At 41.3% G+C, this 23,625-nt stretch carries 35 protein-coding genes; 4 read left to right on the forward strand and 31 right to left on the reverse strand.

Going from position 1 to position 23,625, the window contains the following annotated elements; all coding sequences use genetic code 11:
- The first annotated feature begins 70 nt into the window (after nucleotides 1–70).
- On the forward strand, nucleotides 71–2,095 hold the full coding sequence (locus tag SanaruYs_RS18960) for a caspase family protein (RefSeq protein WP_127124192.1): 2,025 nt from the start codon (nucleotides 71–73) through the stop codon (nucleotides 2,093–2,095).
- Between the two features lie 127 nt (nucleotides 2,096–2,222).
- Here the strand turns inward: SanaruYs_RS18960 and eno are convergent, their stop codons facing one another.
- From eno to rplC, 31 genes are all read right to left on the reverse strand, one after another.
- Complete coding sequence (eno, locus tag SanaruYs_RS18965) at nucleotides 2,223–3,500, reverse strand: phosphopyruvate hydratase (protein WP_127124193.1); 1,278 nt, start codon at nucleotides 3,498–3,500, stop codon at nucleotides 2,223–2,225.
- A gap of 33 nt (nucleotides 3,501–3,533) precedes the next feature.
- Nucleotides 3,534–4,643, reverse strand: coding sequence for a glutamine-hydrolyzing carbamoyl-phosphate synthase small subunit (gene carA / locus SanaruYs_RS18970; RefSeq protein ID WP_127124194.1), 1,110 nt, complete (start codon nucleotides 4,641–4,643; stop codon nucleotides 3,534–3,536).
- 195 nt (nucleotides 4,644–4,838) lie between these two features.
- Complete coding sequence (gene rplQ / locus SanaruYs_RS18975; RefSeq protein WP_127124195.1) at nucleotides 4,839–5,354, reverse strand: 50S ribosomal protein L17; 516 nt, start codon at nucleotides 5,352–5,354, stop codon at nucleotides 4,839–4,841.
- Nucleotides 5,355–5,369: 15 nt separating this feature from the next.
- On the reverse strand, nucleotides 5,370–6,359 hold the full coding sequence (locus SanaruYs_RS18980; RefSeq protein WP_127124196.1) for a DNA-directed RNA polymerase subunit alpha: 990 nt from the start codon (nucleotides 6,357–6,359) through the stop codon (nucleotides 5,370–5,372).
- Nucleotides 6,360–6,383: 24 nt separating this feature from the next.
- Nucleotides 6,384–6,989 carry a 30S ribosomal protein S4 gene (rpsD, locus tag SanaruYs_RS18985; protein WP_127124197.1) on the reverse strand — a complete coding sequence of 202 codons (606 nt, stop codon included), beginning with the start codon at nucleotides 6,987–6,989 and terminating at the stop codon, nucleotides 6,384–6,386.
- Between the two features lie 58 nt (nucleotides 6,990–7,047).
- Nucleotides 7,048–7,446: a 30S ribosomal protein S11 gene (gene rpsK / locus SanaruYs_RS18990; RefSeq protein ID WP_127124198.1), complete on the reverse strand. Its 399-nt coding sequence runs from the start codon at nucleotides 7,444–7,446 to the stop codon at nucleotides 7,048–7,050.
- 22 nt (nucleotides 7,447–7,468) lie between these two features.
- The gene (gene rpsM, locus SanaruYs_RS18995) at nucleotides 7,469–7,849 is read right to left on the reverse strand and encodes a 30S ribosomal protein S13 (protein WP_127124199.1); all 381 of its coding nucleotides are present in this window, start codon (nucleotides 7,847–7,849) and stop codon (nucleotides 7,469–7,471) included.
- Between the two features lie 46 nt (nucleotides 7,850–7,895).
- Nucleotides 7,896–8,012 carry a type B 50S ribosomal protein L36 gene (gene ykgO, locus SanaruYs_RS19000; protein ID WP_073141609.1) on the reverse strand — a complete coding sequence of 39 codons (117 nt, stop codon included), beginning with the start codon at nucleotides 8,010–8,012 and terminating at the stop codon, nucleotides 7,896–7,898.
- Between the two features lie 11 nt (nucleotides 8,013–8,023).
- Nucleotides 8,024–8,242: a translation initiation factor IF-1 gene (gene infA / locus SanaruYs_RS19005; protein ID WP_127124200.1), complete on the reverse strand. Its 219-nt coding sequence runs from the start codon at nucleotides 8,240–8,242 to the stop codon at nucleotides 8,024–8,026.
- On the reverse strand, nucleotides 8,221–9,018 hold the full coding sequence (map, locus tag SanaruYs_RS19010; RefSeq protein WP_127124201.1) for a type I methionyl aminopeptidase: 798 nt from the start codon (nucleotides 9,016–9,018) through the stop codon (nucleotides 8,221–8,223). Before map ends, infA begins: the two co-directional genes overlap by 22 nt.
- Nucleotides 9,019–9,025: 7 nt before the next feature.
- On the reverse strand, nucleotides 9,026–10,342 hold the full coding sequence (gene secY / locus SanaruYs_RS19015; protein WP_127124202.1) for a preprotein translocase subunit SecY: 1,317 nt from the start codon (nucleotides 10,340–10,342) through the stop codon (nucleotides 9,026–9,028).
- Nucleotides 10,342–10,785: a 50S ribosomal protein L15 gene (gene rplO / locus SanaruYs_RS19020; RefSeq protein ID WP_127124203.1), complete on the reverse strand. Its 444-nt coding sequence runs from the start codon at nucleotides 10,783–10,785 to the stop codon at nucleotides 10,342–10,344. The genes secY and rplO overlap by 1 nt, the downstream gene beginning before the upstream one ends.
- Nucleotides 10,785–10,967 carry a 50S ribosomal protein L30 gene (rpmD, locus tag SanaruYs_RS19025; protein WP_127124204.1) on the reverse strand — a complete coding sequence of 61 codons (183 nt, stop codon included), beginning with the start codon at nucleotides 10,965–10,967 and terminating at the stop codon, nucleotides 10,785–10,787. The genes rplO and rpmD overlap by 1 nt, the downstream gene beginning before the upstream one ends.
- Nucleotides 10,968–10,979: 12 nt before the next feature.
- Nucleotides 10,980–11,498: a 30S ribosomal protein S5 gene (gene rpsE / locus SanaruYs_RS19030; RefSeq protein WP_127124205.1), complete on the reverse strand. Its 519-nt coding sequence runs from the start codon at nucleotides 11,496–11,498 to the stop codon at nucleotides 10,980–10,982.
- Between the two features lie 9 nt (nucleotides 11,499–11,507).
- Entirely contained in the window at nucleotides 11,508–11,855 is a 348-nt protein-coding gene (rplR, locus tag SanaruYs_RS19035) for a 50S ribosomal protein L18 (RefSeq protein WP_127124206.1), read from the reverse strand.
- 31 nt (nucleotides 11,856–11,886) lie between these two features.
- A complete protein-coding gene (gene rplF, locus SanaruYs_RS19040; RefSeq protein ID WP_127124207.1) occupies nucleotides 11,887–12,438 on the reverse strand; it encodes a 50S ribosomal protein L6 in 552 nt (183 codons plus the stop codon).
- 12 nt (nucleotides 12,439–12,450) lie between these two features.
- On the reverse strand, nucleotides 12,451–12,849 hold the full coding sequence (rpsH, locus tag SanaruYs_RS19045; RefSeq protein ID WP_127124208.1) for a 30S ribosomal protein S8: 399 nt from the start codon (nucleotides 12,847–12,849) through the stop codon (nucleotides 12,451–12,453).
- 203 nt (nucleotides 12,850–13,052) lie between these two features.
- Nucleotides 13,053–13,322, reverse strand: a complete 270-nt coding sequence (gene rpsN, locus SanaruYs_RS19050; protein ID WP_127124209.1) for a 30S ribosomal protein S14 — start codon at nucleotides 13,320–13,322, stop codon at nucleotides 13,053–13,055.
- A 1-nt stretch (nucleotide 13,323) separates the two neighbouring features.
- Nucleotides 13,324–13,878 carry a 50S ribosomal protein L5 gene (rplE, locus tag SanaruYs_RS19055; protein ID WP_127124210.1) on the reverse strand — a complete coding sequence of 185 codons (555 nt, stop codon included), beginning with the start codon at nucleotides 13,876–13,878 and terminating at the stop codon, nucleotides 13,324–13,326.
- Nucleotides 13,878–14,219, reverse strand: coding sequence for a 50S ribosomal protein L24 (rplX, locus tag SanaruYs_RS19060; RefSeq protein ID WP_127124211.1), 342 nt, complete (start codon nucleotides 14,217–14,219; stop codon nucleotides 13,878–13,880). The genes rplE and rplX overlap by 1 nt, the downstream gene beginning before the upstream one ends.
- 3 nt (nucleotides 14,220–14,222) lie before the next feature.
- Nucleotides 14,223–14,591: a 50S ribosomal protein L14 gene (gene rplN / locus SanaruYs_RS19065; protein ID WP_127124212.1), complete on the reverse strand. Its 369-nt coding sequence runs from the start codon at nucleotides 14,589–14,591 to the stop codon at nucleotides 14,223–14,225.
- 2 nt (nucleotides 14,592–14,593) lie between these two features.
- A complete protein-coding gene (gene rpsQ / locus SanaruYs_RS19070; RefSeq protein WP_127124213.1) occupies nucleotides 14,594–14,857 on the reverse strand; it encodes a 30S ribosomal protein S17 in 264 nt (87 codons plus the stop codon).
- A gap of 5 nt (nucleotides 14,858–14,862) precedes the next feature.
- On the reverse strand, nucleotides 14,863–15,057 hold the full coding sequence (gene rpmC / locus SanaruYs_RS19075) for a 50S ribosomal protein L29 (protein WP_127124214.1): 195 nt from the start codon (nucleotides 15,055–15,057) through the stop codon (nucleotides 14,863–14,865).
- Nucleotides 15,057–15,491 carry a 50S ribosomal protein L16 gene (rplP, locus tag SanaruYs_RS19080; RefSeq protein WP_127124215.1) on the reverse strand — a complete coding sequence of 145 codons (435 nt, stop codon included), beginning with the start codon at nucleotides 15,489–15,491 and terminating at the stop codon, nucleotides 15,057–15,059. The genes rpmC and rplP overlap by 1 nt, the downstream gene beginning before the upstream one ends.
- Nucleotides 15,492–15,516: 25 nt before the next feature.
- Nucleotides 15,517–16,347 (reverse strand): 30S ribosomal protein S3, encoded by an 831-nt coding sequence (rpsC, locus tag SanaruYs_RS19085; protein ID WP_127124216.1) that lies wholly within the window; start codon nucleotides 16,345–16,347, stop codon nucleotides 15,517–15,519.
- Between the two features lie 2 nt (nucleotides 16,348–16,349).
- Nucleotides 16,350–16,808: a 50S ribosomal protein L22 gene (gene rplV, locus SanaruYs_RS19090; RefSeq protein ID WP_127124217.1), complete on the reverse strand. Its 459-nt coding sequence runs from the start codon at nucleotides 16,806–16,808 to the stop codon at nucleotides 16,350–16,352.
- Between the two features lie 6 nt (nucleotides 16,809–16,814).
- Nucleotides 16,815–17,084, reverse strand: coding sequence for a 30S ribosomal protein S19 (gene rpsS / locus SanaruYs_RS19095; protein ID WP_127124218.1), 270 nt, complete (start codon nucleotides 17,082–17,084; stop codon nucleotides 16,815–16,817).
- Nucleotides 17,084–17,908 (reverse strand): 50S ribosomal protein L2, encoded by an 825-nt coding sequence (gene rplB / locus SanaruYs_RS19100; RefSeq protein ID WP_127124219.1) that lies wholly within the window; start codon nucleotides 17,906–17,908, stop codon nucleotides 17,084–17,086. Before rplB ends, rpsS begins: the two co-directional genes overlap by 1 nt.
- Nucleotides 17,909–17,918: 10 nt before the next feature.
- Nucleotides 17,919–18,206, reverse strand: a complete 288-nt coding sequence (rplW, locus tag SanaruYs_RS19105) for a 50S ribosomal protein L23 (protein WP_127124220.1) — start codon at nucleotides 18,204–18,206, stop codon at nucleotides 17,919–17,921.
- Entirely contained in the window at nucleotides 18,203–18,838 is a 636-nt protein-coding gene (gene rplD / locus SanaruYs_RS19110; RefSeq protein ID WP_127124221.1) for a 50S ribosomal protein L4, read from the reverse strand. The genes rplW and rplD overlap by 4 nt, the downstream gene beginning before the upstream one ends.
- The gene (gene rplC, locus SanaruYs_RS19115) at nucleotides 18,838–19,470 is read right to left on the reverse strand and encodes a 50S ribosomal protein L3 (protein WP_127124222.1); all 633 of its coding nucleotides are present in this window, start codon (nucleotides 19,468–19,470) and stop codon (nucleotides 18,838–18,840) included. The genes rplD and rplC overlap by 1 nt, the downstream gene beginning before the upstream one ends.
- Before the next feature lie 231 nt (nucleotides 19,471–19,701).
- Here rplC and SanaruYs_RS19120 point away from each other — a divergent pair, with 231 nt between their 5' ends.
- The 3 genes from SanaruYs_RS19120 (at nucleotide 19,702) to SanaruYs_RS19130 (ending at nucleotide 23,327) form a co-directional block, all read left to right on the forward strand.
- Nucleotides 19,702–20,721, forward strand: coding sequence for an iron chelate uptake ABC transporter family permease subunit (locus SanaruYs_RS19120; RefSeq protein ID WP_127124223.1), 1,020 nt, complete (start codon nucleotides 19,702–19,704; stop codon nucleotides 20,719–20,721).
- Nucleotides 20,714–21,661: an ABC transporter ATP-binding protein gene (locus tag SanaruYs_RS19125; protein WP_127124224.1), complete on the forward strand. Its 948-nt coding sequence runs from the start codon at nucleotides 20,714–20,716 to the stop codon at nucleotides 21,659–21,661. Before SanaruYs_RS19120 ends, SanaruYs_RS19125 begins: the two co-directional genes overlap by 8 nt.
- A 154-nt stretch (nucleotides 21,662–21,815) precedes the next feature.
- Nucleotides 21,816–23,327: an MFS transporter gene (locus SanaruYs_RS19130; protein WP_127124225.1), complete on the forward strand. Its 1,512-nt coding sequence runs from the start codon at nucleotides 21,816–21,818 to the stop codon at nucleotides 23,325–23,327.
- Nucleotides 23,328–23,625 lie beyond the last annotated feature (298 nt).

Genomic DNA, 23,625 nt, shown 5'->3' on the forward strand with positions numbered 1-23,625 from the left:
TGCCTCATCAACATTATGTTAGAAAATTAGGTGTTTTTACTCATTCATTCTTTCAAGTATTTTTTCCATTATGACTAAGCTAAGGTTATCACTGGTATCGTTTCTGTTCTTCACCATTTGTATTACTGTAACTCAAGCGCAAGATATTTTTCTTACACCATTGAGTAAGTATGCTGCATCCCCTAAAACGGGTATTGATAAACTCGCCATCTCTAATGATGGTCGTTTAATAGCATGCAGCGACACCAAAGGAAACATAGTCATTTATGATACTGAGAGTAATACCATTGTACATACCCAGAAAGGGGTAGGGAAATGCTTATTGTTAAATTTTCTGACCAATAATAATTCTCTGATCGCTGTAAAAACAGATGGTGAACTAGTCGAGTATGCACTAAAAGATTTTGCTAAAACAACAAGAACCCAGCGCTTCAACGATCCCATGTTGGTTACAATTGATCCTAATCAACTTTTTATTACAAGCCTCAGTAAGAAGGGACTTATCGAAGTGTTTGATTTACGCGCGAACATGACGCAGGCACGTATTGCAACAGTGGGTGATGTAAAAAATTCCTTATTCATGGGGTTCGATCGGTTTGGTCAACAATTAGCGGTGATCAATAACATCGGTAATACTTTTAGCTGGGAGGTCATCAATCAACGATTCCTTCGCGAATTAAAATTACAAAGTGGAGAGTATGCCAACTCACGTTCTGTTATTCAATCTGCTGCCAGTAGTCGTGGTGCGGATTTTTTTGCTGTAGGTATGCAAGAAGTTTTTATACCTAAAGGTGGATTAAAAGCAGGACAACAACCTGAGCGCAGAAATGTGCTTATCAGCTACGACTGGACTACCGGACAAGAAAACAAAAGAATCTCATTGCAATATCGTATTGATGGCATGACAATGGGGCCAACATCATCCAGCATTACTTACTTCTGCGAAGACACGCGTAATATTTTTCTTGTCAACCTCGACAAAGGTGAAATAAGACAAGGCACATCGATAGATGAAAAACCCAGTAGCATATCACTTTCTGAAAACGGGAGTATTCTAGCTGTAGGCTCGGCAGCTGGAAATGTTTACTTATATGATGTAATCCGTAACAATCCTTCAGAAATTAGAATCACCAATCCTCCGGTGAATAGAAATTATGGTGAAGAAACGGTGAGAAGTACTTCTTTAACAGTAGAGGGTAAAATAGAGGGCCTTGATCGGATCAATGCATTGTTTATCAATGATCAGAAAATTTCATTGAATCCAGATGGAACTTTCTTAGCACCTGTAGAACTTAGTCCTGGTAAAAACAGAATAAGGGTTGCCGCGCAAAATTCATCATCGCAGGTGATTGAAAAAGATATTTATATTAACTGCGAACCACAGGTTACAACTAAATCGGCACACACTACGCAGAGTGCTAATTACAAAAAGAGAGTCGCACTGGTTATTGGCAATGCCGATTATAGCGCAGCTGGCAAATTGGTGAACACGGTAAATGACGCCAAGAGTATGTCTGCAACTTTAAAAGATTTAGGTTTTGAGGTAATACTCCTTGAAAACGCTACTTATGAAAAAATGAAAAATGCCGTCTATGCTTTTGGTGATAAAATTCAAGATGTAGATGTCTCCATTTTCTTTTACGCAGGGCATGGCATGGAAGTAGATGGTGTAAACTATTTGGTTCCTGTTGATGCTGACATTCAATCGCATTTAGATATTAAACAAAAGTGTGTGCCATTAACCGGTGTTTTGAACACCATGGAGTTTGCCAATGATGAAGGTTTAAACATGGTAATACTTGATGCTTGTCGTAACAACCCCTTCCCTGCAGGTAAAAGAGGTGGGGCAGGTCTTGCCCGAGTTAATGCTCCCAGTGGAACTCTAATTGCTTACTCCACAGATCCAGGCTCTGTTGCTTCTGATGGCACAGGAACCAACGGACTCTATACTGGCGAATTGCTAAAGCAACTTCAAACTTCACAGCGTATTGAAGATATTTTCATGAATACACGTAACAGTGTTGAACGACTTTCTGAAGGGAAACAAAGACCTTGGGAAGAAGCAAGATTGAAAGGCGTTTTCTATTTGAAGTGAGCACATAGCTTCTTCGACAATCCAACCACTGGATTTTAGATATGCAGGCAATAAAAATGTCTTGATATACAATTCGGAAATTAATAATCCGAATAGATACCAAGACACTTTGAAATAAAGAATATTTTTAGAATTTCAAACCAGGGAAGTAAGCTGTCTCACCCAATTCTTCTTCAATGCGAATTAATTGATTGTATTTAGCCATACGATCTGAACGTGAAGCAGAACCAGTCTTGATCTGACCAGTATTTAACGCCACTGCTAAATCTGCAATAGTGTTATCTTCTGTTTCGCCAGAGCGGTGCGACATTACGCTCTTGTAAGAATTATTCTTAGCCAAGTTTACAGCTGCTATTGTTTCAGTTAGTGAACCAATCTGATTTACTTTTACAAGAATTGAGTTAGCAACACCAGTATCTATACCTTGTTGTAAACGTTTCACGTTAGTCACAAACAAATCATCACCTACCAACTGCACCTTGCTTCCAACTTTGTCTGTTAGTTTCTTCCAGCCATCCCAATCATCTTCAGCCATACCATCTTCAATAGAAATGATAGGATATTTCTTCACCCACTTAGCCCAATACTCAACCATCTCATCAGACTTTAATTTCTTACCATCTGATTTATGGAATGTATATGTTTTTGATTTTGCATCATAGAACTCAGATACAGCAGCATCCATAGCGATGAAAATATCCACACCTGGCTTGTAACCCGCTTTCTCAATTGCTTTGATTACAATTTCAATTGCCTCTTCGTTTGATTTGATATTAGGTGCAAAACCACCTTCATCACCAACGTTTGTAGAAAGTCCTTTATCGTGTAATACTTTTTTCAATGTATGAAACACTTCAGTACCCATACGCAATGCATCAGAGAATGTATCAGCCTTAACAGGCATTACCATAAACTCCTGAAAGTCGATTGAGTTATCAGCATGGCTACCACCATTCAAGATATTCATCATTGGCACTGGTAAAGTGTTGGCACTTACACCACCAATGTATCTGTACAATGACAACCCGGACTCCATGGCTGCTGCTTTAGCAACTGCCATTGAAACACCTAAAATTGCATTCGCTCCTAACTTTGCTTTATTAGGCGTACCATCTAACTCAATCATGATCTTGTCGATCAGGTTTTGTTCGTAAGCTGGGAACCCAACAATAGCTTCAGAAATTTTTGAGTTTACATTGTTTACAGCCTTAAGCACACCTTTACCCATGTACTTCTTCTTATCACCATCACGAAGCTCTACCGCTTCATGCGTACCTGTAGAGGCACCTGATGGAACAGCCGCGCGACCAAACGCACCAGCTGATGTAGTTACTTCAACTTCAATTGTTGGATTTCCGCGACTATCTAAAATCTGGCGGGCATGTACACTTTCGATTAAACTCATATCGATGTTAAATTTAAGATTTGAAATTTAAAATTATCTCGTTACTGATTCATTAGCTCTAATCAATTCAATAAACTGATCGAACAGATAAACTGAATCATGTGGTCCTGGAGAAGCTTCAGGGTGATATTGTACGCTAAAAGCATCTTTATCTTTTCTTCGGATTCCCATGATGGTATTGTCATTTAGGTGAAGATGTGTCACCTCAACCTTTTCATTTTTTTTACTTTCTTTTTCACTTATAGCAAAACCATGATTTTGCGAAGTCATCTCCCCTAGTCCTGTAAATAGATTTTTTACCGGATGGTTTAAGCCACGATGACCATGGTGCATTTTATAAGTTGAAAGTCCGGAAGCAAGACCAAGTATCTGATGACCTAAACAAATTCCGAAAAGCTTTTTGTTGGCGTCTAGGATTTCTTTTACAGTTGTAATTGCGTAATCCATTACAGCAGGATCACCAGGGCCATTAGAAATAAAATAACCATCGGGATTCCACTTGGCCATTTCAGCAAATGAAGTTTTTGCAGGAAATACTTTGCAATAACAACCACGCTTTGACAAGTTGTTCAATATATTTCTTTTGATACCCAGATCTAGCACAGCAACCTTAACAGATGCATTTTCATCACCGAAGAAATAAGATTCCTTTGTAGACACTACTGAAGATAGTTCAAGGCCATCCATTGATGGCACGTGCTTAATGCGCTCCTTCATTTCTTCAGGCGTAAGCTCAGACGAGATCAAAGCATTCATAGCGCCTTTGCTGCGGATGTAACGCACTAACATGCGTGTATCTAAACCTGCAATGCCAACAACATTATTCTTTTCAAGATAGGTTTGCAGGCTGTCGTTTGCACCCTTACGACTGTGATCTTCAGAGAAATCATTAATTACTACGCCAGCTACCTGAGTGTGGTTTGATTCCTGATCTTCATCAATCGTTCCGTAGTTACCGATATGTGAGGCAGTAGTGACTACCACCTGCCCGAAGTAAGACGGGTCAGTATAAATCTCCTGATAGCCGGTCATACCCGTGTTGAAACAAATTTCACCACCACTAGTGCCCACCTTACCAACGGCTACACCTTCTATCAGTAAACCGTCTTCCAATAACAAATATGCTTTCTTATCAACTTTCATTTTAATACGCTTTAACAAAAATAAGTTTCTAATATTAATACTACTCTTTAATAGCGAATAAACTTCCGCACTCGTTTGAACCTGTCCAGTCCACTAGCAATTTTCTCCCAAACAACCATTTAAGGCTCCAAACCGTGAAAAACAAAAAAGGGATTGAGTCAGACTCAATCCCTTTTATATGTGTTTTGTGTTCCACTATTCCGCTTCGCCTTCAGTTTTATCAGCTTTCTTAGCCTTCTTTGGCTTTTCCTCTACAGCAGTAGCTTCAGTACCTTCTGCAGTTGTTTTAGCCTTAGTACGACCTCTTCTTGTTTTCGCCTTCTTCTCTCCACCTTCTTTAGTGTAAAGTGTGTTGAAGTCAACCAATTCCATCAAGCAAACCTCAGCATTGTCACCAATACGAGTATCGCTCAATTTGATAATCCGTGTGTATCCGCCTGGTCTGTCTGCAATTTTTGCAGCTACTTCACCAAACAATTCCTTCACAGACTCCTTGTTGCCAAGGTAAGAGAACACAGTTCTGCGTGAGTGTGTAGAATCAGTCTTTGCTTTAGTTAGCAAAGGCTCAACATATTTCTTTAAAGCTTTAGCCTTCGCTACTGTAGTAGTGATGCGCTTATTAATAATCAGGGAAGATGCCATGTTCGACAATAATGCCGCGCGGTGGCTGTGCTTTCTTCCTAAGTGGTTTATTTTCTTACCGTGTCTCATGATCGCAAAATTCTCTTAATCTTCGTCCAACTTATATTTGGAAAGGTCCATACCAAAGGTCAAACCTTTGTCTGCTACTAGTTGCTCCAATTCAGCTAATGATTTCTTACCGAAGTTTCTAAACTTCATCATGTCTGAAATCTCTAATTGAACAAGTTCGCCTAATGTTTTTACATCAGCTGCTTTCAAGCAGTTGTATGCACGTACTGAAAGATCAAGGTCATGTAAACCAGTCTTCAATAACTTGCGCATGTGAAGCATAGCTTCATCAACAACTTCCTCTTCTGCATTCTTGCCTGTTTCTTGCTCTATAGGTTTATCAGAGAATAAACGGAAATGCTGAATCAAAATATGAGCTGCTCCTTCTAATGCTTTTTCAGGATGGATAGAACCATCTGTTTGTATTTCGATTACTAGTTTTTCGTAGTCAGTCTTCTGCTCAACGCGAGTGTTCTCTACGCTGAACTTTACATTTTTCACAGGAGTGAAAATTGCATCGATAGGAATGAAACCAAAAACTTGTTCGTTAGGCTTATTTTCTTCTGCAGGCAGGTATCCTCTGCCTTTTTCAACTGTCAGTTCAATTTCGATATTGGCTGATTCGTCAATGTTACAGATAACATGCTCAGGGTTTAATACTTCAAAAGCTGAAGTAAACTTAGCGATATCGCCAGCCTTCAATTGCTTTTGTTTCTTAACACTAACCGTAATCTTAGTATCGTTGTTGTCATTGATCTTGCGGAAACGAACCATTTTCAGGTTCAAAATAATTTCAGCTACATCCTCAACTACACCTTCTACAGTAGAAAACTCGTGCAATACACCAGGAATCTTAACACCTGTTATGGCATAACCCTCTAGTGAAGAAAGCAAAATTCTTCTGAGAGCGTTACCCATTGTAACACCATATCCTTTTTCCAGAGGCTTGAAGGTAAAAGTACCGTGAAAATCATCGGCCTTTTCCATTACAACCTTCTCCGGCATTTGAAACGCAAGTATTGACATAGTCAGGTTCTTTTTCGTTAAGAATTACTTAGAGTACAATTCAACGATCAACTGTTCGTTGATATTTTCAGGTATATCAGAGCGCAAAGGAATGTGCAACAGTTTTCCGATCATTTCAGAATTGTTCCACTCTAACCAAGCGTACTTCTTAGCTGACTGAACAGACAAGCTGTTCGAAATAGTTTCTAGAGACTTAGAGCGTTCACGAACACCGATCTCATCACCAGACTTTAAGCTGAAAGAAGGGATGTTTACGATCTCTCCGTTTACAGTAACGTGCTTGTGAATAACCAGCTGACGTGCAGCTCTGCGTGTAGGTGCAATACCTAAACGGTACACAGTGTTATCAAGTCTTGCTTCCAATAACTGAAGCAATACTTCACCGGTAACACCTTTCTTACGAGAGGCTTTATCGAACATCTTTGCAAACTGACGTTCTAACAAACCGTAGATATATTTTGCTTTTTGCTTTTCAGCCAACTGCGTAGCATATTCAGAAACCTTACGTTTCTTGGTTTTGCCATGCATGCCTGGAGGATAGTTCTTCTTCTGCAACGCTTTGTTCTCGCCCATTACAGGCTCATTGAAGCGTCTTGATATTCTCACTTTTGGCCCGGTATATCTTGCCATGTTTTTATTATTTCAGATTCAAAATTTCAAATTCAAAATTTCTCTACTTACGTGTAGATTATACTCTGCGCGCCTTAGGAGGACGGCAACCGTTGTGCGGTAGTGGTGTCATGTCCTTAATCGTGGTAATTTCAATACCAGCGATCTGAATAGTACGAATCGCTGACTCGCGACCTGCACCAGGACCTTTCACAAATACTTCAACCTTGCGCAAGCCCAACTCAAAAGCTTTAGTTGCACAATCCTGAGCTGCCATCTGTGCAGCATAAGGAGTGTTTTTCTTAGAGCCTTTGAAACCCATCTTACCAGCAGATGACCATGTGATCACCTGACCTGTAGAATTGGTCATTGCTACAATAATATTGTTGAACGTAGCGCGGATGTGAGCCTGACCAACAGCCTCTACATTTACTACACGCTTTTTCGATTTATCTTTTTTCTTATCAGCAGTCGCCATTATTGAAAAGTGTTTATATCAATTAACCTTTCGTTGCCTTCTTCTTATTCGCTACCGTCTTACGCTTACCCTTACGAGTACGTGCGTTGTTCTTGGTAGTTTGTCCGCGCACAGGCAAGCCTTTACGATGACGTAAGCCACGGTAGCAACCGATGTCCATCAAACGTTTAATGCTCATCTGAACTTCTGAACGCAGCATACCTTCAACCTTGAATTGTTCAGAAATGATACCACGAATTGCGTTCGCTTCATCATCATTCCAATCCTTCGCTTTTTTGTCGTAGGTAATGCCCGCTTGTGTTAGGATGCTTTGCGCTCTTCTTCTGCCTATACCATAGATATAGGTAAGGGCTATCTCGCCACGCTTGTTATCCGGAATATCGACACCTTGTATCCTTGCCATGTCTTTATATTAATTCGTTGTTCGTTCTTAGTTGTTAGTTCACAGTTTAACCTTGTCTCTGCTTAAAACGAGGATTCTTCTTGTTGATTACATACAACTTACCTTTTCGTCTGATAATCTTGCAATCAGCGCTGCGCTTTTTAATGGATGCTTTTACTTTCATCTCTATAACAGTTACTTGTATCTAAATACAATTCTTCCTTTTGTTAAATCATAAGGAGACATTTCAAGTCTTACCTTATCACCCGGTAAAATACGTATGTAATTCATGCGCATCTTGCCAGAAATATGGGCCAATACTTCGTGCCCGTTTTCTAATTGTACCCTGAACATTGCGTTTGATAACGCTTCTGTAATGGTACCGTCTTGTTCTATTGACTTTTGCTTCGCCACTTATAGCTATAATTTTCTTCTATATACTGGTGTGTTGTCAATACATCCGTTTTTCCTTCCCAAACCGCAACCATGTGCTCAAAATGCGCAGAGGGTTTTCTATCCGATGTACGAATTGTCCAACCATCTTTCTCCTGTACCACATTACGGGTACCCATGTTAATCATCGGCTCAATTGCGAAGACCATTCCCGGTACCAACTTCACTCCTTTACCACGTTTTCCGTAGTTCGGTACTTCAGGATCTTCATGCAGTTGTTTTCCAACACCATGACCAACCAGTTCTCTTACTACTCCGTACCCAAAGCTTTCTACATAACTTTGAATTGCATAACCCACATCTCCCATTCTGTTTCCAGCTTTTGCCTGAGCAATTGCCAACCAGAGTGATTCAAGTGTTCTTTCCAACAGAAGCAACTTCTCTTGAGAAGCACCTTCCAAAGGATAAGTGTATGCAGAGTCACTGTGGAATCCTTTAAAATAGACCCCACAATCAACTGATATTACATCTCCATCTCTCAGTTCGTAACTACCCGGAAAACCGTGTACTACGACTTCGTTTACTGAAATGCAAAGAGAAGCTGGAAAACTGCCGTTGTAATTCTTAAATGATGGAATCCCACCATTATCACGAATATACTCTTCAGCAATTCTGTCGAGTTCACTGGTTTTAACACCAGCCTTCACTCGTCTAGCTACTTCACCGTGCGCTTTCCCAAGTATTTGGGCGCTTTCGCGGATGATTGCTACTTCCTCTTCAGTCTTTAAGTGAACCATTCAGCACTTAAGCTGCAGCAAATTGAGAACGTCCTTTTACTCTGCCAGACTTCATCATGCCTTCGTAATGACGCATGAGTAAGTAACTTTCTATTTGCTGAAGCGTGTCAAGCACTACGCCTACAAGAATCAGCAATGAAGTTCCTCCAAAGAACTGTGCAAAATTTTGTCCAACACCGGCTATTACTGCAAATGCAGGCATAACCGCTATAATCACCAGGAATATTGCACCTGGTAATGTGATGCGCGATAAAACGGTATCTATAAATTCAGAAGTTTGCTTACCTGGCTTAACACCTGGTACAAAACCACCGTTTCTTTTCAAATTATCAGCAATGTCGTTAGAGTTAATGGTTATCGCTGTGTAGAAAAATGTAAACAACAGGATTAACAAACCAAACACTACGTTGTATTGCCAAGAGGTAAAGTCTGAGAAAGTCGAACCGATATAAGCACCAGCTTCACTATCTCTCCAAATACCACCTACTAATGCAGGTATAAACATTAACGCTTGCGCAAAGATGATTGGCATTACACCAGCTGAGTTCAATTTCAAAGGAATGAAATCGCGTTTGCCGCCATATAATTTATTACCAACAACCTGCTTAGCATATTGAATAGGAATTCTTCGTGTTGCTTGTGTAATCAGGATCACGCCCATTACTACAGCAAACAAAGCAAGCAATTCAATTACGAATATGATACCACCACTTAAACCACGGTTATTAACCGCTTCATCAATGATAGAACCAGGGAAACGAGATACTATACCAATCATGATTAGCATAGAGATACCATTACCAATACCTTTATCTGTAATTCTCTCACCTAACCACATACAGAACATTGTTCCGCCAATCAGGATAGCAATAGCTGAGAAATAGAAGAAGAAACCAGGATTTATGATTGCTTCGTTCGGTATAGTGCCTCTGATGTAACCGTAAGATTGGAAACCAGTGATCAGTATAGTCAGCACACGAGTGATTTGATTCAAACGCTTGCGACCAGAATCACCTTCCTTCTGCATTTTTTGAAAGTAAGGAACCGCAACAGTCAATAGTTGCACAATGATAGATGCCGAAATGTATGGCATAATACCTAATGCAAAAATTGATGCACGACTAAAAGAACCACCTAAGAAGGTGTTTAACAGGGCCAAAATACCTTCTTGAGGAGCACCTGTTAATGCGGCAGGGTCAATGCCCGGCAACACAATATAAGATCCTAATCTGAAGATAATCAGAAAGCCCATTGTGTTAAGGATGCGCACGCGCAAGTCCTCAATGGAAAAAATGTTCTTTATAGTCTGAAAAAAGCGCTTCATTACTTAACAGTTGTAACAGTTCCACCTACTTTTTCGATTGCCTTAACAGCACCATCAGAGAAAGCATGAGCTTGAACATTCACTTTAGATTTTAATTCGCCACGACCCAACACCTTAACTTTATCTCTTTTGTTAACAACACCGTTGTTAATCAATACTTCTAAAGTCAAATCAGTTTTTACTTTAGCGGCCAGATCCTCTAAAACATCGAGGTTAACTGCTTTGAAAGTAATCTTATTGAGCGGAGTGAAACCGAATTTAGGAACGCGTCTTACTAAAGGCATCTGACCACCTTCGAAACCAGGCTTACGTGAGTAACCTGAACGAGATTTGGCACCTTTATGACCACGACCTGCAGTGCTACCGCCAGAGCCCTGGCCACGGCCTAGTCTCTTGTTAGTCTTGGTTGATCCTTCAGCAGGCTTTAGTGTATGTAATTTCATTACTTAACTTCTTTAACGGTGATCAAATGATTTACTTTTCTGATCATACCGGCAATCTGCGGAGTGTTCTCGTGAATTACCGTCTTGTTCATTTTACCCAAGCCTAAGGCTTGCATTGTAAGCTGCTGTGTATAAGGGCGCTTAATGATGCTGCGGGTTTGTTGTATCTGTACTTTCGCCATAACCGTGTTCGATTAGCCGTTGAAAACTTTTGATAAAGAAACGCCTCTGTTTCTCGCAATGGAGAAAGGATCACGCATGCTGGTTAAAGCTTTGAAGGTAGCCTTCACCACATTGTGCGGGTTTGAAGAACCTTTTGACTTAGCCAATACATTGTGTACACCAGCACTTTCTAATACAGCACGCATCGCACCACCGGCAATAACACCTGTACCAGGAGAAGCTGGCTTCAACAATACGAAACCACCACCGAACTTGCCTAACGACTCGTGCGGAACAGTTCCTTTAATAACAGGAACCTTTACAAGGTGCTTCTTAGCATCATCGATACCTTTAGCAATTGCATCTGTAACTTCATTTGCTTTTCCTAAACCGTAGCCTACTACACCATTTCCATCACCCACTACTACGATAGCCGCGAAGCTGAATCTGCGTCCACCTTTTACTACTTTCGCTACGCGCTGAATGGCTACGACCTTTTCTTTAAGATCGATTTCACTTGCCTTTACTGCGCTTATGTTGCTTGCCGACATATTCGTTGTTTAGAATTTTAAACCACCCTCGCGGGCTCCTTCTGCAAATGCTTTAATTTTTCCGTGATACAGGTAACCGTTACGATCGAATACGATCTCGGATACACCAGCTGCGATTGCTTTTTCAGCGATCTTCTTGCCAGCACCTTTACAGTTTTCCATACTATTGGTTGCCTTCTCGCCTAACTCACGTGTAGTTACTGCTACTAAGGTTACACCTTTTATATCATCGATCAATTGGGCAGATACTGCTGTATTGCTTCTGAACACTGATAGTCTTGGACGCTCAGTAGTTCCAGAGATCTTCTTACGAACTCCTTTCTTGATCCTGTCTCTTCTTCCTAATTTGCCTGCCATAGTTTTAGTTTTTACTAGCTATGATGCTATATTATTTAGCAGCAGCCTTACCAGCCTTTCTGCGTACATACTCACCTGTGAAGCGAACACCTTTACCTTTGTAAGGCTCAGTCTTACGCAACGACTTTAATTTTGCAGAGATCTGTCCGATCAACTGCTTATCAATACCTTCCAAAATAATGGTAGGGTTTTGACCTTTCTCTTGCATAGCCTGTACCTTAATTTCTGAAGGAACAGCTAAGAATATACTATGAGAATAACCAAGGCTAAGCTCTAATACGTTTGCTTGAGCAGTGGCTTTGTAACCCACACCAACCAATTCTAATTGTTGCTTGTAACCTTTAGATACACCCTCTACCATATTAGCGATAAGCGCACGGTACAAACCGTGTAATGCCTTATGCCTTTTCTGTTCTGTAGGACGCACTACAGTTAATTCATTATTTTCATTCTTCACCTGAAAGTCAGGGTCGATAGCCTGATGAAGTTCTCCCTTAGGGCCCTTCACGCTAACTTTGTCCTTGCCGATTGTAATCGTTACACCTGCAGGAACTGAAACTGGTTTTAAACCTATTCGTGACATGCTCGTAATCGATTAATAAACGTAACACAAAACTTCACCACCAACTTTCTGCTTGCGTGCTTCCTTGTCAGTCATTACCCCACGAGAGGTAGACACGATGGCAACACCTAAACCATTAAGCACGCGTGGCATTGAAGCTACGTCTGCATACTGGCGCAAACCTGGAGTTGAAACGCGCTCCAAATGCGAAATGGCACTCTCTTTTGTTTCAGGATTGTATTTCAAAGCTATCTTAATGATGCCTTGTACATTCTTCCCGTCCTCAAACTTGTAGTTAAGGATGTAACCCTTGTCGAACAACACCTTGGTGATCTCCTTCTTAAGGTTGCTTGCGGGTATCTCCAACACTTTGTGGTTGGCTTTGATCGCATTACGCAACCGGGTTAAATAATCTGCTATTGGGTCCGTCATTATTTCTCCAATTTTTCGCTAAAAAAGCAAGCCCGTTTAAAACCGGGCTGCAAAGATATTGAACTTTTTTTAAAATTCAAACTGTTATCTGGTTTCGAATTTAATCGACCTGGATACTCAGCAGCAATATGTGTTTTTAATTCAAAATTCAAGATTTCAGATTCAAAATAAGGAATCTCGAATCTGCTATTTTGAATTTTAGCTTACCAAGAAGCCTTGGTTACGCCAGGAATTTTTCCATCAGATGCCATCTGGCGGAACTGGTTACGGCATATACCGAACTTACCCATATATCCTTTAGGACGACCAGTAAGTTTGCAACGGTTCTTTAAACGAACCGGGCTGGCATTGCGCGGTAACTTATCTAGTGCCAGATAGTCGCCTGCTTCTTTAAGAGCCTTTCTCTTAGCGGCATAAACTGCTACTAAGTGTTCTCTTTTTGTTTGTCTTGCGATTACAGATGTTTTCGCCATACTAGTTAGTTTTAGTTGCAAACGGCATCCCGAATGCTTTTAGTAATTCAAAGCTTTCTTCATCAGATTTTGCGCTCGTAACGAACGTGATATCCATACCGCTGATTTTCGTTACTTTATCTATCGAAATTTCAGGGAAGATAATCTGCTCTTTAACACCAAGGGTGTAGTTACCGCGACCATCGAATCCTTTAGCGCTAACGCCTTTGAAATCGCGTACGCGAGGTAGAGAGATGCTCATCAAACGATCCATGAATTCGTACATACGATCACCGCGAAGGGTAACACGTACACCGATTGGTTGATCTTCACGTAACTTAAAGTTAGAGATCGCCTTCTTGGATTTGGTTGACACTGCTTTCTGACCAGCAATCGTTGTGATCTCTTCCAAGGCCACATCGATCAACTTCTTGTCGGAAACGGCTATCCCCATACCTTTGTTGATACAAATCTTTTCTACTTTAGGGACTTCCATGATTGACTTATACTGAAATTTCTCTTTCAGCGCAGTCATGATTTCCTCCTGATACTTCTGTTTTAATCTAGGCGTTGCCATTACTTAATGATTTCTCCGGTTTTCTTAGCGAAACGTTGCAAGTTACCCTCTGCATCTTTTTTACGGCCTACACGTGTAGGTTTGCCGCTGGCAGGGTCTACTAACATAAGGTTACTAATGTTGATCGTACCTTCTGTTTTCTTAATACCTCCTTCAGGCTTACCTGCAGAAGGTTTTGTGTGCTTGGTTACTATGGCAATGCCTTCAACTACAGCTCTGTTTTTAACAGCCTGAATTTCCAACACTTTACCACTTTTACCTTTGTCGTCTCCGGCAATCACTTGTACAGTGTCGCCCTTTCGGATGTTCAACTTAGGTTGTTTGTTAAATTTTCTTTCCATGACTTATAACACTTCAGGGGCCAATGAAATAATTTTCATAAACTGCTTCTCACGAAGTTCACGCGCAACAGGTCCGAAAATACGCGTTCCGCGTGGCTCGTCCTGATTGTTCAACAACACAGCTGCGTTGTCTTCGAAACGGATGTAAGAACCATCTTTACGTCTGATCTCCTTCTTTGTACGAACGATAACTGCTTTTGAAACAGTACCTTTCTTAATCTGGCTTGTTGGTGTAGCTGATTTAACAGTTACAACAATTTTATCGCCTACAGAAGCTGAACGTCTTTTAGTTCCGCCAAGAACGTGAAAACATAAAACCTCTTTTGCGCCACTATTGTCGGCAACGGTTAATCTGGATTCGGTGGTTATCATGATTACTTGGCTTTTTCTAAGATTTCAATTAATCTCCAACGCTTGTCCTTGCTCAAAGGACGAGTCTCCATGATGCGTACTGTATCACCAATACCCGCTTCATTCTTCTCATCATGAGCTTTGAACTTCGTTGTTTTGTTTACGAACTTACCGTAAATAGGGTGTTTCACCTTTCTGTCTACAGTAACTGTAATAGTCTTTTGCATTTTATTGCTAACGACCTTACCTACTTTTTCTTTTCTGAAATTCCTTTCTACTGTTTCCATAGGAATTATGCGTTGCGCTGTTTAGCGGTTAATTCTGTATTGAGACGCGCAATGAGTTGGCGGGTTTCGCGTAACTTCATTGGGTTTTCTATAGCTGACACCTGATGAGCGAATTGTAGTTTGCGGAGAGTTTCCTTCTCGCTAACAATTTTCTCGTTTAGTTCAACAACAGTCAATGCTTTGATATCTGCGTTTTTCATTACTTAGCTATTTGTGCTTCTACGTAATCTCTTCTTACTGAGAAGGCTGTCTTGATTGGAAGTTTACCTTCAGCAAGACGCATCGCTTCTTTTGCAGTGGCCATGTTAACACCACCTGCTTCAAACAGAATAGTACCTGGCTTCACTACCGCTACCCAATATTCAGGTGCACCCTTACCTTTACCCATACGAACTTCGGCTGGCTTTCTGGTAATTGGTTTATCTGGAAATATACGGATCCAAACTTGTCCTTCACGCTTCATAGCGCGTGTAACCGCGATACGAGCAGCTTCAAGCTGACGAGCTGTGATCCAGCCGCCTTCGAGCGACTTGAGGGCGAAAGAACCGAAAGCGATAGAGTGCCCACGAGTGGCAATACCCTTAACGCGTCCTTTCTGCATTTTTCTAAACTTGGTTCTTTTAGGCTGTAACATTATTCCTAAGCTTTACCTGTTCTAATTAATTTTTAGGGCCTCTTGCGCCACGGTTATCACCGCCACGACCGCCACCTCTGTTGTCGCCACTACGGCCACCGCGATTATCGCCACGACCTCTGCCGCCACGATCACCACCACGACCGCCTCTGTCGCCACCGCGATTATCTCCACCGCCCTGGCCTGCTGCTGCATTAGCTGCTGCGCCTACGTTAGGAGAAAGATCACGCTTACCGTATACTTCTCCTTTGAATACCCATACTTTGATACCAATCTTTCCGTAAACAGTTTGTGCTTCAGAAATTGCGTAATCGATATCTGCACGCAGGGTGTGCAAAGGAATTCTACCTTCTTTGTACTGTTCAGTACGCGCCATGTCAGAACCAGCCAAACGACCAGAAACTTTCACTTTGATACCTTCAGAACCAACACGCATGGCAGATGCAATTGCTTGCTTCATGGCACGCTTGTAAGAAATACGCGCTTCGATTTGCTGAGCGATTGATTCTCCTACCAATTTCGCATCCAATTCAGGACGCTTAATTTCGAAGATGTTGATTTGAACATCTTTGCCGGTAAGCTTCTTCAATTCTTCTTTGATCTTGTCAACTTCCTGACCGCCTTTACCGATAACCACACCCGGGCGAGCCGTGTGAATGGTTAAGGTGATACGCTTCAGTGTGCGCTCAATTACCACTTTAGCGATACCGCCTTTAGGTATACGAGCGTCTACGTATTTTCTAATTTTCTGATCTTCTACGAGTTTCTCTGACAAGGTATTGCCTCCGAACCAGCTGGAATCCCAACCGCGAACGACACCTAATCTAAAACCTATCGGGTTAATTTTCTGTCCCATTCTTATTTCGTTTCAGCAGATTGAACCTTGTTTTCAGATGCTAAGCTTCCTAACACTAATGTTACGTGGTTAGAGCGTTTGCGTATTCTGTAACCTCTTCCTTGCGGAGCAGGTCTCATACGCTTTAGCATACGACCACCGTCAACCCAAATCTCTTTTACAAACAGATCTGCGTCTTCGATTTTCATTTCGTGTGTATTTCCCCAGTTAGCGATAGCAGAAAGAAGGAGTTTCTCCAACTTCTCAGCACCGATTTGTGGTTGATACTTCAGGATATTCAAAGCCTGGCCTACGCGCTGTCCTTTAATAAGGTCAGTTACCAGTCTCATCTTGCGGGGTGATGAAGGCACGTTTTTAAGTTTTGCTACAACCGGACCTGTTTTAGCAGCTTCCTTCTTAGCATCACGCTTTTCGCGCTTCAATACCGATTTCTTTATCTTTTTAGTTTCTGTCGCTTCCATGACTCACTAATCTTTACGGTTACCGGAATGTCCTTTGAAAGTGCGGGTCGGAGCGAATTCGCCCAACTTGTGACCCACCATGTTTTCAGTTACATAAACCGGAATGAATTTATTTCCGTTGTGAACTGCGAATGTGTGACCAATCAAATCAGGAAGAATGGTTGATCTTCTTGACCATGTTTTGATCACTGACTTTTTACCGGACTTTTCCGCAGCCTCGACTTTCTTAGCAAGGCGGAAATCGCAATACGGTCCTTTTTTAATCGAGCGTCCCATTATTTTTTCCTTCTAGATATGATTAGACGATCAGAATACTTCTTAGGGTGACGAGTCTTCTTACCTTTTGTGTACAACCCGTTACGAGAACGAGGGTGACCACCAGAGGCACGACCTTCACCACCACCCATCGGGTGATCAACAGGGTTCATTGCAACCGGACGTGTACGAGGACGAACGCCTCTCCAACGGTTACGACCTGCTTTACCTACACTTTCGTTCATATGATCAGGATTTGAAGCTGATCCCACTGTTGCCATGCAAGTTTCTAATACGTTACGCATTTCGCCTGAAGGCATCTTCAATGCTGCATAACCATTTTCGCGTGCTAACAATTGTACGAAAGAACCTGCGCTTCTTGCTACAGCTCCACCTTTACCAGGCTTCAACTCTACGTTGAAGATGATGGTACCCAATGGAATTTTAGAAAGAGGCAGTGCATTACCTACTTCAGGTGGTACGTCTGGTCCGTTCATTACAACCTGACCAACCTTTAAACCTGCAGGAGATAAAACATAAGCTTTTTCACCATCTGCATAATGCAAAAGGGCAATACGTGCTGTACGTCCTGGATCGTATTCAATCTCTTTTACAGTAGCAGGAACGCCAAACTTATTTCTCTTTGTATCAATGATACGAAGCTTTTGCTTGTGTCCACCACCGATATAACGCATGGTCATCTGACCCTTGCTATTTCTTCCACCAGTTCTCTTACGGGTAGCCAACAACGTCTTCTCCGGCTTTGATGCAGTGATGTCATCAAAAGAAGGAGCTAGTCTGTGACGAGTACCCGGTGTAATTGGTCTTAATTTCTTCAACGCCATAGTCTATATATTATACGTTGCTGTAAAAGTCTATTACCTCACCTGCAGCCAATGTTACGATGGCTTTCTTATAATTAGGCTTGCGTCCGGCAAGTACACCCGCTTTAGTATAACGAACTTTGAATTTGCCCATTACCTTCATGGTGTTAACGCTTTTCACGTTTACTCCGTACTGCTTTTCCACAGCCTTTTTGATCTCTACCTTATTAGCATTTGTATCGACAATAAAGCCGTACTTGCCTTTTTCATTCATGGCAGAAACCTTCTCTGTTACTAATGGCTTCTTTAATACGCTCATGATTCTTTATTTAATAAGGTTACAACTTTGTTGATGGAGCTTTCCACGAAGATTACGTTGTCTGCATTCATCACATCAAAAGTATTGATCTGATCAGCAGTAGTAACTTTTGTCTTCTGGATATTGCGTCCTGACAACACTACGTTCTTCACTACTTCAGGAAGTACTACAAGAGTCTTCTTATCACCTAGTGAAAGTGCGCTTAGCATTTTTACGTATTGCTTGGTTTTAGCTTCAGCAAAGTTGAAGTCTTCAATTATAGCAATGGCGTTATCTTTTGCTTTATAAGACAGAGCTGATTTACGTGCTAAGTCTTTAACTTTCTTATTAAGCTTGAAAGAATAGTCGCGAGGTTGAGGGCCGAATACACGTCCACCACCTTTGAACTGAGGGTTTTTGATGTTACCCGCACGGGCTCCACCTGTACCTTTTTGTTTCTTTAATTTCTTAGAAGAACCTGAGATTTCGTTACGCTGCTTAGCCTTGTGAGTACCCTGACGCTGATTAGCGAGGATGCTTTTTACGTCTAAGTAAATTGCGTGATCGTTTGGCTCAATTCCAAACACTTCAGTCGATAAAGCTACTTTACGACCGGTGTTTTCTCCACTATGTTTTACAACTGAAATGTCCATTACTTCTGAAGAATTACGGTTGCATTAATATGTCCGGGAACGGAACCACTTACTACGATCAAGTTTTGCTCAGGCATGATCTTTACCACTTTAAGGTTTGTAACCTTAACGCGGTCAGTACCCATGCGACCTGCTAAACGCTTACCTTTTGGTACACGAGAAGCAAATGAAGCGTTACCCATAGATCCAGGTGCACGTAAGCGATTGTGCTGACCGTGAGTTTGACCACCCACACCAGCAAAATTATGGCGCTTTACAACACCCTGGAAACCTTTACCTTTTGATGTACCTACAGCGTCCAAAAAGTCGCCTTCAACGAATACATCTTGTACACGAATTTCCTTACCGAGTTCGACCATTCCGTCATACTCTTTTCGGAAATCACGAAACTCCACTACATCCCTCTTAGGGGTAGTGTTAGCTTTTTTGAAATGTCCTAGCAGAGGCTTGCTGGTGTTTTTTTCTTTCTTTTCACCAAAGGCAAGCTGCACAGCTCTGTATCCGTCAGTCTCAACGTTTTTCACTTGAGTTACGATACAAGGGCCGGCTTCGATAACAGTACAGGCAATATTCTCACCCTCCGCACCGAAAATGCTGGTCATACCTACTTTTCTTCCAATAATACCAGGCATGATATTTTCCTTGTTTTGTTAGTTTCTGACTCCGAAACTTTCGGAGCCTTCCCCTTTTTATGCGTTTTCAATGCGTTTTTGGCACACTGGGCTGAAAAAGGACTGCAAAGATAGGAACTAATCCCTTGTAACCAATAGTGTGCTCAAAAATTTCTGTAAATCAGCGCTTTTTGCACTTTTTAGGGTGTTGACTGATAGAAAAGCACTAACATTGTCGCCAGCTCCCATTAGATGAGAAAACAGGCTTTTTTGCGTTATAAATGGACTTTTCTGCTATTTTTAGTAGTGGCATTATTCGTTATAAATCTCTCTATCGGGAGTGTTAGTATTCCACTGAAGGAAATTGTGCGCGCACTTTTTGGAATGGAAACTGAGAACCCAATCTGGAAAAATATTGTACTTGACTTTAGACTTACTAAGGCACTGACTGCTTTATTGGCGGGGGCAGCACTTGGTTTAGGTGGTTTACAAATGCAAACTTTGTTTCGCAACCCGCTGGCAGGCCCTGATGTACTCGGCTTAAGTGCGGGCGCCAGTTTAGCAGTTTCATTTGTTTTTATGGCAGGTGCTAAAGGTTTGTCGCTCCTGCCCTCTTCCTGGAGTATTGCTATTGCCGCCTGCTTAGGTTCGGGTGTAGTATTGCTTATTGTACTGGCAATAGCATCTAAAGTAAAAGACAATACTTCTTTATTAATAGTAGGCTTAATGATTGGTGCTGCTACGGCTTCTTTAGTAAGTGTGTTACAGTTTACCAGCCGAGCGGAAGACCAACAATATTTTCTGATATGGACTTTCGGTAGTCTGGGGGGACTTGATATTACGGAGCTTAGTATCCTGGCATTAGCTTTAGTAATTGGGGTAACATTGTCTGTAATTAATATAAAGGCTTTGAATGCCTGGCAACTGGGTGATAGCTATGCGTTGAGCCTGGGCATCAAACCTGCAAAGGCCAGGTTGTTAATGATTATTACTGCGAGTTTATTGGCAGGTGCTGTTACAGCTTTTTGTGGTCCAATCGCTTTTGTCGGTTTAGCTGTTCCTCATCTGATTAAGTTGTGGATTAAAACTTCTGATCATAGAACGTTAGTACCTGCAGTTGTATTGGGGGGAGCCTCACTCCTACTATTATGTGATAGCATCGCCCAACTACCAGGTGCTCGTTTCGTACTTCCTATTAATGTGATAACAGCTTTGATTGGTGCCCCTGTTGTGATTTGGATTATTCTACGAGGAAGGAAAATTTATGTCTGAGTTAGCTTTATCATTTAACAAGTTAAGTGTAGGCTACCGACAGGGTAACACTTCCAAAGTTCTATTCGATAGTATAGACCTTACCTTAAAGGCCGGTGAATTGGTCTGCTTTATGGGGCCTAATGGAATAGGTAAATCTACTTTGTTAAAAACAATGGCAGGTTTAACGGCTCCACTCTCATCTTCCTCGACAAACATAAATTCAAAAAAGATAGCGATTGTACTTACCGATCGTGTGCATGCCATGCACATGCGCGTGCGTGAACTTATAGGTTATGGGCGTTACCCGTATTTAAACTGGCATGCACAGTTAACCACAGTTGATGAAGTTGTTATTGAGGATGCTTTGAAGTTGCTCCATCTTAAAAGCATTGCTGACAAAGATATTAATACCTTAAGTGACGGGCAGTTGCAAATGGTAATGATTGCACGTGCAATTGTACAAGACACACCAATTATCTTGTTAGACGAACCTACTGCTCATCTTGATTTAAATAATCGTGTTGAGGTAATGAACACGTTGCGCAAGCTCGCGCGACAAAGCAACAAAGCAATTTTAGTTTCTACACATGAGCTGGATCTTGCTTTGCAGACTGCTGATCTATTGTGGCTAGCTGATGATCAGAAACTACTAACGGGTATACCGGAAGATTTAGTGCTTGATGGTTCGCTTGATCGTATTTTTCAGTTTAAGGGTTTTGATTTAAAGACGGGCAAGGTTTTTCATGAAAGCTACCGAGGTGTTAAAATAAATCTTGTGGGTGAAGGTCATGAATATTTGTGGACGAAGAATGCTTTGGAACGATGTGGATATGAAGTCGGAGAAAATGGAGAATTGAAGATTGAAATTTCAAATTTCAAATTTCAAATTTCAAATGGTAAGCGTTGCGAAAGCATTCAGGAACTGCTTGAAGCCATTGATAAGCATGCGAAAAGCTAGCCCTAATGATTAAAAGATTTGAAATCCTGTGATAGAGCTTGCGAATGACAAATTCGAGAGCAGATCAAAACTGATTGCATCCTGATTGATTCTGAACACAAAAAGTTAATCATGGTATTTTTATTCTGATTATATTTCCTTTCAACTTTATTGTATGTCAACATCTTCTGCCCCAACCTCAAAGAAAGGACTTTGGTTTGTGATTACTGCTTCATCTGTGGGTACTCTCATTGAATGGTACGACTTCTATATTTTTGGAAGCCTTGCTACTATACTATCGGAACAGTTTTTCCCTAAATCAAATCCTACAACTGCAATCCTTTCAACGCTTGCTTTCTTTGCAGCAGGTTTTGTGGTGCGACCTTTCGGTGCCTTGGTGTTTGGTAGACTCGGTGATTTAATTGGGCGTAAGTATACTTTTTTAATGACGCTGGTACTGATGGGTGGCTCTACCTTTGCAATAGGTCTTGTACCCTCTTATAGTTCCATCGGGCTTTTTGCGCCTCTGCTTGTTCTAATTCTACGACTGATTCAGGGACTTGCCCTTGGTGGAGAATATGGTGGTGCCGCCACGTATGTTGCCGAGCACGCACCTCTGGGACAACGTGGTTTCTACACCAGTTTTATTCAGACTACTGCAACGCTAGGGCTATTTGTTTCGATTGGCGTAATCCTAGCTACCCGACAGTATGTGGGTGTCGAAGCTTTTGCTGACTGGGGCTGGCGTATTCCTTTTCTATTATCTGCCTTGCTTGTGGTGGTTTCTATTTTTATACGCATGCGCATGGACGAATCTCCGCTCTTTACCAAAATAAAAGCTGAAGGAAAGATTTCTAAAAATCCATTGAAAGAAAGTTTCGCTAATAAAGAGAATCTGAAATTAGTGTTGATCGCTTTATTTGGTGCCACCGCTGGGCAAGGTGTGGTTTGGTACACTGGTCAGTTTTATGCCATGACCTTTATTGAAACCACTTGTAAAGTAGACTTCGTACAAACACGTAACATCATTGCTGTGGCTTTACTGCTAGGCACACCGCTGTTTATTTACTTTGGTTGGCTTTCTGATAAAATTGGCAGAAAGATGATTATGATGCTGGGCATGTTGCTGGCGATTATTTTTTACAGACCTATTTACAAACAAATGTATGCGCTCACTGATGTTTCGCTGAAGACCGAAATTACGGATAGCAAAACCATTACTAAAAAAACAGAGTTGCTTGAGGATGCTCAGGTAGTAGTCACCACATCCATTCAGCAATATACTGATGGTAGTACACTTGAAATAAAATTAAGCGAAAGCGCTGATGCTTTACCAAAATCAGCCTGGCAATTGTCGGATCGGCAATTTTGGTTGATGGTGTTTTTTGTGTGGATACAAGTTGTATTTGTTACAATGGTGTACGGTCCGATTGCTGCATTTCTTGTCGAACTTTTTCCTACCCGCATTCGCTATACATCCATGTCACTGCCTTATCATATTGGCAATGGTGTATTTGGTGGCATGACTCCTTTTATCGCCACCAGTTTATTTATTGCAAGTAAGACTGATGCAAATCCAGGGGGTGATCCTTTTGCGGGCTTGTGGTATCCGATAGGTATTGCTGCTGTTACGCTTGTTATCGGGATGATTTTTTTAAGTAATAAAAAAGTGAAAGCCACTGAGTAAATTAAACTGTTGTAGCTTGACTCTACGCACATCTGGTGCGAATATTTGACTTTACCGTATTTTTTAAAACAATGTAAATCTTCTCTGAATTACGCATTCAGAGAATAAGCAAACATTCAATTTTACTCTAAGTAAAAATACTTACGTAGGTATAACCAATTCAATGGAATCATGTCTTTTGAGCCTTGACTTGTAATAAAAATCGGCTAACTTTCTTATACCCCAAGGCGCTGTCTACTGGTTTTATGGTATAATCAGCGATTTCATTCTTTACTCACCAAATCATTTTAAACCCTCG

This window comes from Chryseotalea sanaruensis, from assembly GCF_003990915.1.
Taxonomy (GTDB): domain Bacteria; phylum Bacteroidota; class Bacteroidia; order Cytophagales; family Cyclobacteriaceae; genus Chryseotalea; species Chryseotalea sanaruensis.